Origin of the sequence: Mycobacterium sp. E3305 (genome assembly GCF_001666785.1) — a bacterium.
Classification (GTDB): Bacteria; Actinomycetota; Actinomycetes; order Mycobacteriales; family Mycobacteriaceae; genus Mycobacterium.
This window is the reverse complement of the sequence record NZ_LZJA01000299.1, coordinates 1-14710: the sequence shown is the minus strand read 5'-3', so window position 1 is coordinate 14710 and position 14710 is coordinate 1. Positions and strand designations below refer to the sequence as shown.

General features: G+C 68.9%; 13 protein-coding genes and 1 pseudogene. 8 read left to right on the top strand and 6 right to left on the bottom strand.

All coding sequences use genetic code 11. The features are described 5' to 3' along the window. The 3 genes from A5701_RS26140 to A5701_RS26130 form a co-directional block, all read left to right on the top strand. The coding region (locus tag A5701_RS26140; protein WP_255369102.1) for an acyl-CoA dehydrogenase family protein at positions 1-337 on the top strand (337 nt) is incomplete at its 5' end. Between the two features lie 115 nt (positions 338-452). Then, on the top strand, positions 453-1403 hold the full coding sequence (locus tag A5701_RS26135; protein ID WP_067761032.1) for an acyl-CoA dehydrogenase family protein: 951 nt from the start codon (positions 453-455) through the stop codon (positions 1401-1403). After that, positions 1400-2557, top strand: a complete 1158-nt coding sequence (locus A5701_RS26130; RefSeq protein WP_067761031.1) for a pyridoxal phosphate-dependent aminotransferase — start codon at positions 1400-1402, stop codon at positions 2555-2557. The genes A5701_RS26135 and A5701_RS26130 overlap by 4 nt, the downstream gene beginning before the upstream one ends. On the opposite strand, the gene A5701_RS26125 is transcribed toward A5701_RS26130, so the two are convergent. Beyond that, a complete protein-coding gene (locus A5701_RS26125; RefSeq protein ID WP_067761027.1) occupies positions 2554-3387 on the bottom strand; it encodes an arylamine N-acetyltransferase in 834 nt (277 codons plus the stop codon). The genes A5701_RS26130 and A5701_RS26125 overlap by 4 nt on opposite strands. A gap of 95 nt (positions 3388-3482) precedes the next feature. On the opposite strand from A5701_RS26125, the gene A5701_RS26120 reads away from it, so the two are divergent. The 3 genes from A5701_RS26120 (at position 3483) to A5701_RS26110 (ending at position 8032) form a co-directional block, all read left to right on the top strand. Continuing rightward, positions 3483-4085, top strand: coding sequence for a disulfide bond formation protein DsbA (locus A5701_RS26120; protein ID WP_067761026.1), 603 nt, complete (start codon positions 3483-3485; stop codon positions 4083-4085). A gap of 114 nt (positions 4086-4199) precedes the next feature. Beyond that, the gene (locus tag A5701_RS26115; protein WP_067761023.1) at positions 4200-7352 is read left to right on the top strand and encodes a serine/threonine-protein kinase; all 3153 of its coding nucleotides are present in this window, start codon (positions 4200-4202) and stop codon (positions 7350-7352) included. 221 nt (positions 7353-7573) lie between these two features. Next, complete coding sequence (locus tag A5701_RS26110) at positions 7574-8032, top strand: hypothetical protein (RefSeq protein ID WP_231968758.1); 459 nt, start codon at positions 7574-7576, stop codon at positions 8030-8032. Here A5701_RS26110 and hsaB read toward each other — a convergent pair. The 4 genes from hsaB to hsaA all read right to left on the bottom strand — a co-directional run bounded on the left by hsaB (position 8029) and on the right by hsaA (position 11636). Further along, on the bottom strand, positions 8029-8592 hold the full coding sequence (gene hsaB, locus A5701_RS26105; RefSeq protein WP_067761019.1) for a 3-hydroxy-9,10-secoandrosta-1,3,5(10)-triene-9,17-dione monooxygenase reductase subunit: 564 nt from the start codon (positions 8590-8592) through the stop codon (positions 8029-8031). The genes A5701_RS26110 and hsaB overlap by 4 nt on opposite strands. Positions 8593-8594: 2 nt before the next feature. Further along, positions 8595-9497 carry an iron-dependent extradiol dioxygenase HsaC gene (gene hsaC, locus A5701_RS26100; protein ID WP_067761017.1) on the bottom strand — a complete coding sequence of 301 codons (903 nt, stop codon included), beginning with the start codon at positions 9495-9497 and terminating at the stop codon, positions 8595-8597. Beyond that, positions 9497-10372, bottom strand: coding sequence for a 4,5:9,10-diseco-3-hydroxy-5,9,17-trioxoandrosta-1(10),2-diene-4-oate hydrolase (gene hsaD, locus A5701_RS26095; protein ID WP_067761015.1), 876 nt, complete (start codon positions 10370-10372; stop codon positions 9497-9499). The genes hsaC and hsaD overlap by 1 nt, the downstream gene beginning before the upstream one ends. A gap of 79 nt (positions 10373-10451) precedes the next feature. After that, entirely contained in the window at positions 10452-11636 is a 1185-nt protein-coding gene (gene hsaA / locus A5701_RS26090; protein ID WP_067761008.1) for a 3-hydroxy-9,10-secoandrosta-1,3,5(10)-triene-9,17-dione monooxygenase oxygenase subunit, read from the bottom strand. A gap of 158 nt (positions 11637-11794) precedes the next feature. On the opposite strand from hsaA, the gene A5701_RS26085 reads away from it, so the two are divergent. Further along, positions 11795-12877, top strand: a complete 1083-nt coding sequence (locus A5701_RS26085) for a ferredoxin--NADP reductase (protein ID WP_067761006.1) — start codon at positions 11795-11797, stop codon at positions 12875-12877. 50 nt (positions 12878-12927) lie between these two features. Next, positions 12928-13461, top strand: a complete 534-nt coding sequence (locus A5701_RS26080) for a hypothetical protein (protein ID WP_067761004.1) — start codon at positions 12928-12930, stop codon at positions 13459-13461. A 90-nt stretch (positions 13462-13551) separates the two neighbouring features. Here the strand turns inward: A5701_RS26080 and A5701_RS26075 are convergent. Continuing rightward, positions 13552-14643 (bottom strand): annotated as a pseudogene (locus A5701_RS26075) (acyl-CoA dehydrogenase family protein); the annotation flags it as partial. Positions 14644-14710 lie beyond the last annotated feature (67 nt).

The window sequence follows — 14710 nt, the reverse complement described above, 5'->3', positions numbered from 1 at the left end:
CGTCGACTACGCCAAGCAGCGCGCCCAGTTCGGCCGGGTGATCGGTTCCTATCAGGCGATCAAGCACAAGCTCGCCGACGTGCACATCGCGATCGAGCTCGCCCGGCCGCTGTTGTACGGCGCGGCCCTGTCGATGGAGCCCCGCGATGTCAGCGCGGCCAAGGCGGCGGCGGCCGAGGCGGGCCTGCTGGCGGCGCGGTCGGCGCTGCAGACCCATGGCGCGATCGGCTTCACCCAGGAAAATGATTTGTCGCTTTGGCTACTACGCGTGCAAGCATTGCGTTCGGCCTGGGGTACTCCCGAGGCGCATCGGCGGCGAGTGCTGGAGGCGCTGTGACGACCCGCGTCGCGACGACGCAGAACGCAGTGATGCGGAGGAGCGGCGCCATCAGCCGCGTCGCGACGATGCACAACGCAGTGATGCGGAGGAGCGACGAACAGGAGCGGTGCTCATGAGTGAAGAACGGGAGATGCTGCGGGAGACCGTCGCGGCCCTGGTGGCCAAGCACGCCAACCCGGCGGCGGTGCGCGCCGCGATGGACTCCGAGCGCGGCTACGACGAGTCGCTGTGGCAGCTGCTGTGTGAGCAGGTGGGAGCCGCCGCGCTGGTCATCCCCGAGGAGCTGGGCGGCGCGGGCGGTGAATTGGCCGACGCCGCAACAGTTTTGCAGGAACTGGGCCGGGCGCTGGTGCCCTCGCCGCTGCTGGGCACCACGCTGGCGGAGCTGGCGCTGCTGAGCGCGCCGGAGCCGGATGCCGAGACGTTGGGCGGCCTCGCCGACGGCACCTCGATCGGCGCGCTGGTTTTCGACGCCGACTACGTCGTCAACGGCGACACCGCCGACGTCGTCGTCGCCGCCACCGACGGCCAGCTGACCCGGTGGACCCGGTTCTCCGCGGAACCGGCCGTCACCATGGACCCGACCCGGCGGCTCGCCCGGGTCACGCCCGAGGACACCGAACCCATCGGCACCGACCCCGGCCTCGCCGACACCGCGGCCATCCTGCTGGCCGCCGAGCAGATCGGCGCCGCCGAACGCTGCCTGCAGCTGACCGTCGAATACGCCAAGAACAGAGTGCAATTCGGCCGGCCCATCGGCAGCTTCCAGGCGCTCAAGCACCGGATGGCCGATCTGTACGTCACGATCGCCGCGGCGAAGGCCGTCGTGGCGGAGGCCTGCGACGAACCCACCCCGACCAATGCGGCCACCGCGCGCCTGGCCGCCACCGAGGCGTTGTGCAACGCGGCCGCCGAAGGCATCCAACTGCACGGCGGAATCGCGATCACCTGGGAACACGACATGCACCTGTATTTCAAGCGCGCCCATGGCACCGCCCACCTGCTCAGCACAACGCAGGAGGTTCTCGCGCGACTGGAAGCGGAGGTGCTCGAACCGTCGTGAACGACCACGTCGCGCGGCGCGCCGCCATCCCGCCGTTCTATGTGATGGACGTGTGGCTGGCCGCCGCCGAGCGCCAGCGCAGCCACGGCGACCTGGTGAACCTGTCGGCCGGTCAGCCCAGCGTCGGAGCGCCCGAGCCGGTACGCGCCGCGGCGGCCGCCGCCCTGCACGGCAACGAGCTGGGTTACACGGTGACGCTGGGCATTCCGGAGCTGCGCGCGGCGATCGCCGCGGATTATCAACGCCAGCACGGGCTTCGGGTCGAGCCCGACGACGTGGTGTTGACCACCGGCTCGTCCGGCGGATTTTTGCTCGCGTTCCTGGCGTGCTTCGACGCGGGCGACCGGGTCGCGTTGGCCAGTCCCGGTTACCCGTGTTATCGAAACATCCTGTCCGCCTTGGGGTGCGAGGTGGTCGAGATCCCGTGTGGACCACAGACCCGCTTCCAGCCCACCGTGCAGATGCTCGAAGAACTCGACCCGCCGCCCCACGGCGTGATCGTGGCCAGCCCGGCCAATCCCACCGGGACGGTGATCGCGCCGGCCGAGCTGGCCGCGATCGCAGCGTGGTGCGAGGCGTCGGGCGTGCGGTTGATCAGCGACGAGGTCTACCACGGCCTGGTCTACGAGGGGGCGCCGCAGACCAGCTGCGCCTGGCAGACATCCCGAGACGCCGTGGTGGTCAACAGCTTTTCCAAGTACTACGCGATGACGGGCTGGCGGCTGGGCTGGATGCTGGTGCCACAGGCGCTGCTGCGCGCCGTGGATCGGCTGACCGGAAACTTCACCATCTGCCCGCCGGTGCTGTCGCAGCTCGCCGCCGTTGCGGCGTTCACGCCGGAGTCGACGGCCGAGGCCGACGGCAACCTGCACCACTACGCGACCAACCGTGCCCTGCTGCTGGACGGGCTGCGCCGCATCGGCATCGACCGGCTCGCACCCACCGACGGGGCGTTCTACGTCTACGCCGACGTCTCCGAACTCACCAAAGACTCGACCGCGTTCTGCTCGAAACTGTTGAGCGACACCGGCGTTGCCATCGCCCCGGGGATCGATTTCGACACCACCCACGGCGATTCGTTCGTCCGGCTGTCGTTCGCCGGGCCCACGGGCGACATCGAAGAGGCCCTACGGCGAATCGGGTCCTGGATCTAAGCGTCCAGGATCTTGTCGAGGCGCGCCTCGAGCGCGCCGCGCTCGCCCACGTCGGACACGTTGAGGCCGAACCGGTCCCTGAGGGTGTCGACCACCGCCGCGGCGTCGTTGAGGCGGATCTTCTCGCTGGCATCGGCGCGGTGAATGGCGAGGTTCCGGCCGGCCAGGTTCAGCCGGGCGTCGTCGGTTACGCGCGCGGCCGTCAGGCCGGTGACGAAATGCGACGACGGGTGCGTCGAGACGTACCAGCTGCCCACCGCCAGGTCGATGTCGGGCGCGGTCCGGGTGCTGAACTCGTAGAGCGGCTGCCACTCGCCCCGAATCTGGGCCTGCAGCACCAGCCCGTCGCCGCGGTCCTCCAGCCGGTAGGGCTCGTGCGTCGTCTGCTGCACGGTGCCCGTCTCGATCCGCAGCGGCGAGGGGGGTGTCTGCCCGCCGAAGCCGACGTCGACCAGGTATGAACCGTGGGAGCCGGGGAACGTCACCGCCAACACGGTGTGTGTCTGCGGCGGCGACGACGGCGCATCGGGCGGCCGCATCCATACCACCCGACCGGCCAGGCGCCGCACCCGAAAGCCGAGTTCGGTGAGCACGTAGCCCATCAATCCGTTGTGCTCGTAGCAAAAGCCGCCGCGGCCCCGCTGAACGAGCTTGCGGGAGAGGGCGCCCGGACCCAGGTCGTCGACCGGAACCCCCATCACCGGATCGAGGTTCTCGAACGGGATCGCTTTGGTGTGGGCGCTCACCAAAGCCTGCAGGACCTCGAGATTGGGTGCCGTGGCGCCGCGATAACCGATCCGCTCGAAGTACTCGTCCAGGTTCAGCGTCATACGGCCATTCTGCTGGCAGGTCATCGGCAGGCGTGCGACGGCCGGTAGCGGGTATGCCGCTCGGTAGCCCCAAGCCTTGGATCGAAGGAGGAGCCGTGGCCGATGTCGACCTCTATCTCGACCCCGTCTGTCCGTTCTCCTGGGTGACCGCCCGCTGGCTGATCGACGCCGGGCAGGCGACGGGAACGCCCGTTACCCTGCGGCAGATGAGCCTGGCGGTCCTCAACGAAGGTCGGGACGGCGACGACCAACAGCAACACATGATGGAGCGGTCGACGCGGGTGGGACGGCTGTTCGCCGCCGCCGTCGGCGAGCGGGGGCCGGAAGCGTTCGCTGGCCTCTACGACTCGATTGGCCGTCGCATCCACGTCGACGGCGAGGAGCTGACCGCACCCGCGGTCCGCGAAGCCCTCGCCGAGAACGGCCTGGCGGAAAGCCTTGCCGACGCGCAGGACGACAGCGGCTTGGACGAGGCGGTCAAGCGGGCGCACCGGGTCAGCCAAGACACCCTGGGCGATGAGGCCGGCAGCCCGATCATCGCGGTCGACGGCCACGCGTTCTCCGGACCGGTGCTCACCCGAACACTGAAGGGACCGGGCGGTGTTCGGCTGCTTGAGGCCGTGCTCACCATGGCCGCAGTTCCCGAATTCGCCGCGCTGCAACGGCCGTATGAAGGCCCCCCGACCATCGAGGCGTGAGCGCCGCCGCCCCACAAGCCGACGAAGGTTGCCCGAAAAGCACATCCGTGAGGTTCTGAGCGCTAATCTTGACCTCGCCAATCACATACTTCGCGGAGGGTTGAGCGCCAGCAAATGCCTGATGAGCCACGGCCCGAGAGTGTCGCCCCGGTACCGAGCGGCATCGCCGCGGAGCTGGCGGCCGCGGGGTTCGAGGATGCGCGACAGGTAGCTCGTGGCGGGGCCGGGGTCATCTACTGCTGCTATGAGACCGCCCTCGGACGAAATGTCGCCGTCAAGGTGCTGCCGTCACACATCGACGACGACAGCCGCGAGCGCTTCCTTCGCGAGGGCTACGCGATGGGCGGGCTCTCCGGGCATCCGAACATCGTCAACATCCTGCGGGTCGGCGTCACCGGCAGCGGTAAGCCGTACATCGTGATGCCCTACCACTCGGCGGATTCGCTGGCCGTCCGGCTGCGCCGGGAGGGGCCGGTCCCGTGGCCCGAAGCCTTGCACATCGGTGTGAAGCTCTGCGGCGCACTGGAAACCGCGCATCGGACCGGAACTCTGCACCGCGACATAAAGCCCGCCAACATTCTCGTAAATGATTACGGCGAGCCCCAATTGAGTGATTTCGGAATCGCCCACATCGAAGGCGGTTACGAGACCGCGACCGGATTCTTCTCCGGCACCATCGACTTCACTGCGCCGGAGGTGATGACCGGCAATCCGGCCACGGTGGCCTCCGACATGTATTCGCTTGGCGCGACGCTCTACGCGCTCATCGCGGGCAACGCCGCGCACGAGCGCAAGAAGGGCGAGGACCTGATCGCGCAATATCTGCGGATCAGCACCACCGGAGTCCCGGATATGCGGCCCGACGGCATCCCGGACGCGGTGTGCTCGGCGATCGAGAAGGCGATGTCGATCGACCCGGCCTTGCGGCCCGCCTCGGCCGAGGAGTTCGGCCGCGAACTGCAGGCCGCCCAGCGCCGCAACGGCCTGAAACCCGACGCGATGGCCATCACCGGACGCGCCTCGGCCGTGGCGACGGACGTTGGGCATGCGGCGCCGCCCGGGCCGCACAGCGAGGTGGCGCACCCATCGGCCCTCGACACGTCGAGCATGCCCCCGCCACCGCGGTTGCCGGCCGCGCACGACGACCCGACCTCGGCGATCAGCGCCCCGATCGATCGCGAACACGCGCGGGAGACCGCGCCTTTTCCGCAGGCGAGCCCGGCCGAATTGCCCGAGGCTGCCAGCTTGCTGCGCGCCGCACAAGCGTCGTCAACGCAGCCCACGGCGCGGCCACCCCAAGCCGCCGCGCCGCCGACCCGGGCCGGCGGCGCCCAGGGGCCGCCACGGGGCCCGGGGGCACGGGCGGCCGCGTGGTTCACGGAACCGGGCAAGAAGCGGAATCGCATCGCGCTGACGGCCGGCGCGCTCGCTGCGGTCCTGCTGTTGGTCGTCGGCGGCCTCTATTTCGCACTCTCACCCGACAAGAAAGCCGGTTCCCGAGGCGGTTCCGGCCAGCCGACCGCGCAGCCGCCCATGCAGTGGAAACCGATCACCAACGCCCGAATTTCGCGGGACGCCGCGGCCACCACGCAGGCCGACGGCACGATCTGGATCTTCGGTGGAGTCCGCAGCGACGGCGCCCCCACCGGACTGCAGGAGGGCTACGACCCCGTCATCGACAGCTGGAAGGGCGGCGACGACCTACCTGTCGCGGTGTCGCACGCGATGGCCGTCACCTGGCAGGGAAACCCGGTCGTGCTCGGCGGCTGGAAATCTGAAGGCGGCAAAAAGGTTGCGTCCGACCAGGTTTGGCGGGTCATCAACAGCCGCTGGGTGGAGCTTCCGCACCTGCTGCAGCCCCGCGCGGCCGCGGCGGCGGCCGTGGTCGGTGACCGCCTGGTCGTCACCGGCGGTGTCGACGCGTCCGGCGCGCTGCTGAACACCACCGAGGTGTTCGACGGCAACGCCTGGAGCCTCGGTGCACCGATCCCGACCCCGCGGCAGCTGCTGGCGGCGGCTTCGGACGGGAAGCTGGTTTATGCGGTGGGCGGCATTAACGGCACCGCCGACCTGCCGGCGGTCGAGGCCTACGACCCTGCCGCCAAGAGCTGGGCGCCGCTGCCCCCGCTGAGCCAGCCGCGCAGCGACCTCGGGGTGGCGATCGTGGACGGGCGCCTGGTCGCGGTTGGGGGCGTCTCCTCGGGCCAAGTGCTCAAGACCGTCGCCGCGTTCGACCTGATGACGAAGACCTGGTCCGGATTGCCCGATATGACGACGGCGCGGCACGGCATGGCCGTCGACGCGGTGGAGAAGTCCGTGTACGCGATCGGCGGGTCGACCGCCGTCGGCGACGGCCAGCTCACCTCGTCGGCGGAAGCGCTGAAGCTGCCGGCCCGCCGGATCCAGCCGGCGTCGCAGTGGCGCTCGCTGCCGGACGCGCCGACGCCCCGGCTGATGATGGCGTGGGCCGTGCAGGGCGACAAGATCTGGATTCTGGGTGGCTTGCGGAACGGCACGGCGTTGCAGACCGTCGAGAGCTATGACCCGCACACCGGCGTTTGGCAGACCGGGCCGCCGCTGCCGATCCCGCTGCATCACGCGGCGGCGGCGACATACCGCGACGAGGTGGTGGTGCTCGGCGGAGCGAGCGATCAACTCGCCGACGCGTCCGACAAGGTGTTCGCGCTGCGCGGCGGCAATTGGGTTGAGCTGCCACATCTCACGCACCCACGCGCGGCCCCGGCCGCCGCCGTGGTGGGCGACCAACTGGTCGTAGTGGGCGGGCAGAACGCCAAACAGCTCGTCCCGCAGACCGAGGTCTTCGACGGCAACTCGTGGAAGGACGCCGCCGACATGCCGACCCCCCGCGAACACCTGGCCGCGGTGTCGGACGGCACCTACGTGTACGCCATCGGCGGGCGGTTCCTCTCCGCCGACAAGAACTCCGCGGCGAATGAGCGGTTCGATCCCCAATCGGGCGCCTGGACCAAGTTGGTGGGCATGCCGACCCCGCGCGGGAGTTACGGCGCGACCTACATCGACGGCCGCATCGTGGTGGTGGGCGGCGAGGAACCGACGATGGTCCTGAACGTCGTCGAGATGTACGACATCGCCGACGCCAAGTGGAGCACCCTGGCCCCGATGCCCACCGCGCGTCACGCCGAGGTGGTGGCGACGGTCGGCAACACCGTCTACTGCATCGGCGGCGCGAACCGCCCGACCCACGAGGGCCCGATCGCGACGGTCGAGGCGCTGGACTTCATGTAGCGGTCGCCGATGAGCGAGCGGCGACGCGCCGTCGACTGGTTGTACGGCGCCGGCCCTGCGCGACTCATCCTCGCGGCGCCCCGGTGCCGCCGGGTAGAGGCCAAGGTCACCCGGCCGAAGCCTGGCCGATCCAGCCGGTTGTTTTACCTACGCCAGATAGGGGGATCCCACTACGAGCCAGGCCCAGCGCCAGGCGAAAACCGATCTGATGGGAGCCCATGATGAACAGCACCGCTATCTGGCTCGTGGTCGCCGCCGCGGCGGTCTTTGTAATTCTGGCCGTCGTCGTCGCGCTCACCAGGGTGCGACGCCAACGCCGGCAACGGCAGGCGGAGGAGATCCGCGAACAGGCCAAGCTGGAGACCGCGAAGGTCGAACGCCGCGAGGCCCTGGCCCAGGAGACGGCCGCCAAGGCCCGCGCGGCCCAGGCCGAGGCGGAGGCCAAGGCGGCGGAGGCCGCCCGGCTGCAGGAACGGGCGGCCAACCATCAAAGCGAGGTCGCGGCGTCGCGAGAGCAACTGCAGGAGCAGTTGAAGCGCGCCGACGAACTGCACCCGGAAACCGATGCGAAGCCCGCGGATAAGCATGACGATCCCGACATCGCGCGGTCCTCGGAGGCGCACGACCCGACGGCGGACGTCGAGGGCGTCCGGCACGAAACGTACCGCGGAACGGCTTAGAGCCAGGTGTCCTGAGTGGTGGCGGTGAGAAACGCCTCCAGGTCGTCACGCCACTGCGCCGGCGTCGTCTTGTCCGGTTCGATGCCGGTGTACTCCCCGCGATAGAACAGCAGCGGGCGCGGCTTGATCTTGGGCGCCTCCGACAACGACTGCACCGCGCCGAAGACCACGAAATGGTCGCCACCGTCGTGCACGGACGCCACCTTGCAGTCGATGTAGGCCAGCGACCCGTCGATGATCGGCGAGCCGAGTTCCGAGGCGTGCCAGTCGATTCCGGCGAACTTGTCCGGCTCCTTCGAGCCGAAACGCGCGGAAACGTTCTTCTGCTTCTCGGTCAACACGTTGACGCAGAACCGGCCGCTGGCCTCGATGGCCTGCCAGGACCGCGACACCTTGGTCGGGCAGAACAGCACCAGCGGCGGATCCAGCGACAGGGCGGCGAACGACTGGCAGGCAAAGCCGACCGGGACCTCGTCGTGCACCGTGGTGATGATCGTGATGCCGGTGCAGAACTGGCCCAGCACCTGCCGGAAGGCCCGCGGATCGATCGGCGCCGACATGATTACCCGCGGGCGCCGACCGTGAAGTCGTGGCCCCACAAACTCACGGCCGTGCTTTCCCGGGCGACCCAGTCGTCGTCCTCCACTTGCCTTCCCTCGCAGCCGAATTCGACGTCGAACCCGCCGGGCGTCTTCATGTAGAACGACAGCATCAGGTCGTTGACGTGGCGGCCCAGGGTGGCCGACATGGGCACCTTGCGGCGCAGCGCCCGGTCCAGGCACAGACCCACGTCGTCGGCGTTCTCGACCTCCATCATCAGGTGCACGATGCCACTGGGCGTCGGCAGCGGCAGGAAGGCCAGGCTGTGGTGCCGCGGGTTGCAGCCGAAGAACCGCAGCCACGCGGGCGCGCCGTCGGCGGGCCGGCCCACCACCTGGGGCGGCATTCGCATCGAGTCGCGCAGCTTGAAGCCGAGCACGTCCCGGTAGAAGTGCAACGCCTCGTCGTCGTCGCGGGTGGACAACACCACGTGTCCCAGGCCCTGCTCACCGGTGACGAACTTGTGCCCGTACGGGCTGACCACGCGCCGGTGCTCCAGCGCGACGCCGTGAAACACCTCCAGGCAGTTGCCGGACGGGTCGGCGAACCGGATCATCTCGGCGACCCGGCGATCCGCCAACTCGGCGGCGGTGGCCTCCTTGTAGGGCACGCCCTCGACGTCAAGTCGGTTCCGAATCTCTTGCAGTCCTTCGGCATTGGCGCACTCCCAGCCGGCCTCCATCAGGTGGTCGCGCTCGCCGGGCACGATCACCAGCCGGGCCGGGAAGTCGTCCATGCGCAGGTAAAGCGCGCCCTCGGTGTTGCCTTTGCCCTCGACCATGCCGAGCACCTTCAGGCCGTATTCACGCCAGGCCGCCATGTCGGTGGCCTCGATGCGCAGGTAGCCCAGCGAACGGATGCTCATCACGCACCTCCCAGGAAATCGACGGTCAACTTGTTGAACTCGTCGAACTTCTCCACCTGCGCCCAGTGCCCACACTGCCCGAAAACGTGGAGCTGCGCACGCGGAATGGTCTTCAGCGCGACCAGCGCGCCGTCCAGCGGGTTGACCCGGTCCTCGCGACCCCAGATCAACAGCACGGGCTGGCGCAGCCGGTGCACCTCGCGCCACATCATCCCGAGCTCGAAATCGGCCCCCGCGAAGGACATTCCCATCGCGCGGGTCGCCATCAGCGATTCCGGCGTGCTGGCCAGCACGAACCGCTCGTCGATCAGTTCGGGCGTGATCAGCTTCTGGTCGTAGACCATGACCCGCAGGAACGCCTCGAGGTTCTCCCGGGTGGGTTCGGCGGAGAACTTGCCCAGTCGCTTGACGCCCTCGGTCGGGTCGGGGGCGAACAGGTTGATGCTCAGCCCACCGGGCCCCATCAACACCAGCCGGCCCGCCCGGTCCGGGTAGTCGAGGGCGAACCGAACCGCGGTGCCCCCGCCGAGCGAATTGCCAACCAGCGGAACGCGTCCCAGCCCGAGCTGGTCGAAGAGCCCCTTGAGGGCCCGCGCGGCGTAGTGGTTGAACTGCCCGTGTTCGGCGCGCTTGTCGGAGAGCCCGTAGCCGGGCTGGTCGACGGCCAGCACGTGAAATCGCTGCGCCAGCACCGGAATGTTGCGCGAGAAGTTGGTCCAGCTCGCCGCGCCTGGACCCCCGCCATGCAACAGCACCACCGTCTGATCGTTGCCGACCCCGGCCTCGTGATAGTGCAGCTTCAGCGGCCCGTCGACGTCGACTTCGGCGAATCGCGAAGTCGAGTCGAACGTCAGCTGTTCGGTCGTGGCCGTCATTCAGCGCCGCTCCTCTCCCCCGCAAGCGGGTGGGGTCCCCGCGTCGCTCTTACGCTCTGCATCGTCGCCGGCGCACGGCCTAGACCATCGTGTCGCCCGGCGGCAACCCGAACTCGTTGTTCCCGAAGATCTGGTAAGCCCGCTCGGGGTCGTTGGCCGCGTGCACCCGGCCGGCGTGCGCGTCACGCCAGAACCGTTGCACCGGTTGATCGTTGCCCAGCGCGGTCGCGCCCGAAGCCTCGAACAGCCGGTCGATCGAAGCGATCGCCCGCCCGGTCGCGCGCACCTGGTCACGGCGCGCGCGGGCGCGCAGCTCGAACGGGATCTCCTTGCCCGCGGACAGCAACGCGTATTCGTCGGCGACGTTGCCGCTCAACTGGCGCCACGCCGCGTCGATGTCACTGGCCGCCTCGGCGATGCGCACCTTGGCGAACGGGTCGTCCTTGGCCTTCTCCCCGGCGAACGCCGCGCGCACCCGCTTGCCCTGGTGCTCCACGTGCGCGTCGTACGCGCCGTAGGCCATGCCGACGATCGGCGCAGAGATGGTGGTGGGATGCATTGTGCCCCAAGGCATCTTGTACACCGGGGCGGTGTTGGTCTGGTACCCGCCGGCGGTGCCGTCGTTCATCGCCTTGTAGGACAGGAACCGGTGCCGGGGCACGAAGACGTCCTTGACCACCACCGTGTTGCTGCCCGTGCCGCGCAGGCCGACGACATGCCAGACGTCGTCGATGCGGTACTCACTGCGCGGGATCAGGAAGCTGCCGAAGTCGACCGGGCGGCCGTCTTTGATCACCGGACCGCCGAGGAAGGCCCACGTGGCGTGGTCGCATCCCGACGACCAGTTCCACGAACCGTTGACCAGGTAGCCGCCATCGGTCACCACGCCGGCGCCCATCGGCGCATACGACGACGAGACCCGCACGTTCGCGTCGTCGCCCCAGACTTCCTCCTGGGCCTGCTGGTCGAACAGCGCCAGGTGCCAGTTGTGCACGCCGATGATCGAACTCACCCAGCCGGTGGACCCGCACGCGCTGGCGAGCCGCCGCACGGCCTCGTAGAACAGGCCCGGATCGCACTGCAAGCCGCCCCACTGCTCGGGCTGCAGCAGCGTGAAGAAGCCGATGTCCTGCAGTTCCTGGACGGTCTCGTCGGGCAGCCGCCGCAAATCCTCCGTCGCCTGAGCGCGCTCCCGAATCCGCGGCAGCAGATCGTCGATGCCGGCCAAAACCGACTGCGCGTCACGTTGTTGAATGGACGTCACTTAAGTTTGCCTCCTGGGCCAGACTTACTCAGCGGGCTTACACCAGAGACTAGAACACGTTCCGATTTGTGTCGAGCAGGGTATTCCTGCGGCTGGTAGCGATACGAATCGGCTTTTCTGTAACATGTTCTAGTTGTAACGAGAGGGAGGATAGGGTCTTGGCCGAGGCCAACCTCGACGAGCCGCTCGGCGACCATGTCCTTGAACTGCAGATCGCCGAGGTCGTCGCCGAGACCGACGACGCGCGGTCGCTGGTGTTCGCGGTACCCGCCGAGCCGGGCGACCCCGACATCCCGCCCGAGCGGCTGCGCTACGCGCCCGGGCAGTTCCTGACGCTGCGCGTCCCCAGCGAGCGCACCGGTTCGGTGGCCCGCTGCTACTCGCTGTGCAGCTCCCCGTTCACCGACGACGCGCTGACCGTCACGGTCAAGCGGACCGCGGACGGCTACGCGTCCAACTGGCTGTGCGAGCACGCGCGGGCGGGCATGCGGATCCACGTGCTGGCCCCATCGGGCAACTTCGTGCCCAAGACGCTCGACGACGACTTCCTGTTGATGGCGGCGGGCAGCGGGATCACCCCGATCATGTCGATCGCCAAGTCGGCCCTCGCCGAGGGCAGCGGCCAGGTGACGCTGCTCTACGCCAACCGCGACGACAAGTCGGTGATCTTCGCCGACGCGTTGCGCGACCTGTGCGCCAAGTACCCCGACCGGCTCACCGTGGTGCACTGGCTGGAATCACTGCAGGGGATGCCGAGCGTGGCCGCGCTGGCGAGGCTCGCGTCCCCCTACACCGGCCGGCCGGTGTACATCTGCGGGCCCGGACCCTTCATGAACGCGGCCCGCGAAGCGCTGGAATCGCTGAAAGTGCCTGCGGCGCAAGTGCATATCGAGGTGTTCAAGTCGCTGGACTCCGACCCGTTCGCGGCGGTGAAGATCGACGACACCGCCCCGGGCGACACACCGCCGGCCACCGCGGTGGTGCAGCTCGACGGCGAAACCCACACCGTGTCGTGGCCGCGCAACGCCAAGCTGCTCGACGTCCTGCTGGCCAAGGGCCTGGACGCGCCGTTCTCCTGCCGCGAGGGCCACTGCGGCGCCTGCGCGTGCACCTTGCGCAGCGGCAAGGTCAGCATGGAGGTCAACGACGTGCTCGAGCAGCAGGACCTCGACGACGGCCTGATCCTGGCCTGTCAATCTCACCCGGAATCTGATTCGGTAGAAGTCACCTACGACGAATAGTCGCGGGGTTAGGTTCACCTTCAGGGTTGGCGAACCGAAAGGGGAGCAGCATGAAGCGACTGATCACCGGGTGTGCGGTCATCGGGTCGGCGTTGGCGTTGCTGCCCGCCCCGGCGGCCGGCGCGGCCAGCAACACCGCGACCACGCTGTTCCCGCTCGACGGGCCCAACCAGCTCGAAACGCGCACCATCCTGAACTGCTTCAAGGCCGACGGCCACTGCGACTTCACCGCCGGGGCGGACATGCTGACGCCCGACGGGGTGACGGGCTTCCCGAACGGCCTCTGGGCCCGGCAGACCACCGAGATCCGGTCGTCGAACCGCCTGGCCTACCTGGACGCGCACGCCAACGGTGAGCACGAGCGGGTGATGAAGTCGATGGGGTCCGACGAGATCACCACGGTCTACTTCGGCGAGGGTCCGCCGGAGAAGTATCAGACGACCGGGCGCATCGACTCCACCGATTGGCAGACCGGTCAGCCCAAAACCGACAACAACGTCATCGTCTGCACCCACATCCAGGTGGTCTATCCCGGGGTCAACATCACCTCGCCCAGCACCTGCGCGCAGACCACGTTCTCCTAGCTGCCCCGTCGCCGAGATTGGGCCCAGGGTCGTGATTTCGGGCAATCCACGACCGTGGTGGCAATCTCGGCGAAGGTTCGACGAAAGCCGTCAGCGGGGCAGGCCGAGGAGCCGCTCGGCGGCCACGGTGAGCAGGATCTGCTCGGTGCCGCCGGCGATGGTGAGGCAGCGGGTGTTGAGAAAGTCGTACACCGCGTGGTTGCGGACCAGCCCGCCGCCCTCGGAGACGTCCATCATGTACTCGGCCAGTGCCTGCCGATAGCGCACGCCGACGAGCTTGCGGACGCTGGACTGCGCCCCGGGGTCCTGTCCGCCGACGGCGAGCTGGGCGATCCGCTGGTCGAGCAGCGCGCCGGTCTGGGCGATGACGATCAACCGCCCGAGCCGGTCCTGCTGAGCGGCGTCGAGGTCGAGCTCGCCGAGCACCTTGAGCAGCTCCTCCATCGGATTGCCCAGCGCGGTGCCGGTGGCCATCGCGACCCGCTCGTTGGCCAGCGTGGTCCGGGCCAGCCGCCAGCCGTCGTTCACCGCGCCGACCACCAGCTCGTCGGGCACGAACACGTTGTCCAGGAAGACCTCGTTGAACAGCGAGTCACCGGTGATCTCACGCAGCGGGCGGATCTCGATGCCCGGCGAGCGCATGTCCACCAGGAAGTAGGTGATGCCCTTGTGCTTCGGGGCGTCGGGGTCGGTGCGCGCCAGGCACACGCCCCACCGGGCCTTGTGGGCCGCCGACGTCCACACCTTCTGCCCGGTGAGCAGCCAGCCGCCTTGGGAATCTGGTGCACGAACCGCCTTGGTGCGCAGCGACGCCAGGTCGGAGCCGGCTCCCGGCTCGGAAAACAGTTGGCACCAAAGGAATTCGCCGCGCAGGGTGCCCGGCACGAAGCGCTCGATCTGTTCCGGTGTGCCGTGCTCGAGGATGGTGGGCGCGGCCCACCAGCCGATCACCAAGTCCGGGCGCACCACGCCGGCGGCCGCCAGCTCCTGATCGATGAGCAATTGTTCGGCCGGTGACGCGCCACGCCCGTGCGGCGCCGGCCAGTGCGGGGCCTGCAGCCCGGCCTCGGCGAGCGCCGCCTGCCGCTTCTCGACTGGCAGCGCGGCGATTTCGGCGACGGTTGCGGCGATCTCCGCGCGCTGGCCCTCGACATCGGTGAGATCGATTCCGAGGCGGCGCCGAGCGCTGGTTGCGCCGGGTCACCGAACTGACCCAGGGCGGTATGCGGCGCCGCCTCGGAATCGATCT

Coding starts and splice junctions, on each gene's coding strand:
- A5701_RS26135 (WP_067761032.1), top strand. CDS start 453: ATGAGTGAAGAACGGGAGATGCTGCGGGAGACCGTCGCGGCCCTGGTG.
- A5701_RS26125 (WP_067761027.1), bottom strand. CDS start 3,387: ATGACGCTGAACCTGGACGAGTACTTCGAGCGGATCGGTTATCGCGGC.
- A5701_RS26115 (WP_067761023.1), top strand. CDS start 4,200: ATGCCTGATGAGCCACGGCCCGAGAGTGTCGCCCCGGTACCGAGCGGC.
- A5701_RS26110 (WP_231968758.1), top strand. CDS start 7,574: ATGAACAGCACCGCTATCTGGCTCGTGGTCGCCGCCGCGGCGGTCTTT.
- hsaB (WP_067761019.1), bottom strand. CDS start 8,592: ATGTCGGCGCCGATCGATCCGCGGGCCTTCCGGCAGGTGCTGGGCCAG.
- hsaC (WP_067761017.1), bottom strand. CDS start 9,497: ATGAGCATCCGTTCGCTGGGCTACCTGCGCATCGAGGCCACCGACATG.
- hsaD (WP_067761015.1), bottom strand. CDS start 10,372: ATGACGGCCACGACCGAACAGCTGACGTTCGACTCGACTTCGCGATTC.
- A5701_RS26080 (WP_067761004.1), top strand. CDS start 12,928: ATGAAGCGACTGATCACCGGGTGTGCGGTCATCGGGTCGGCGTTGGCG.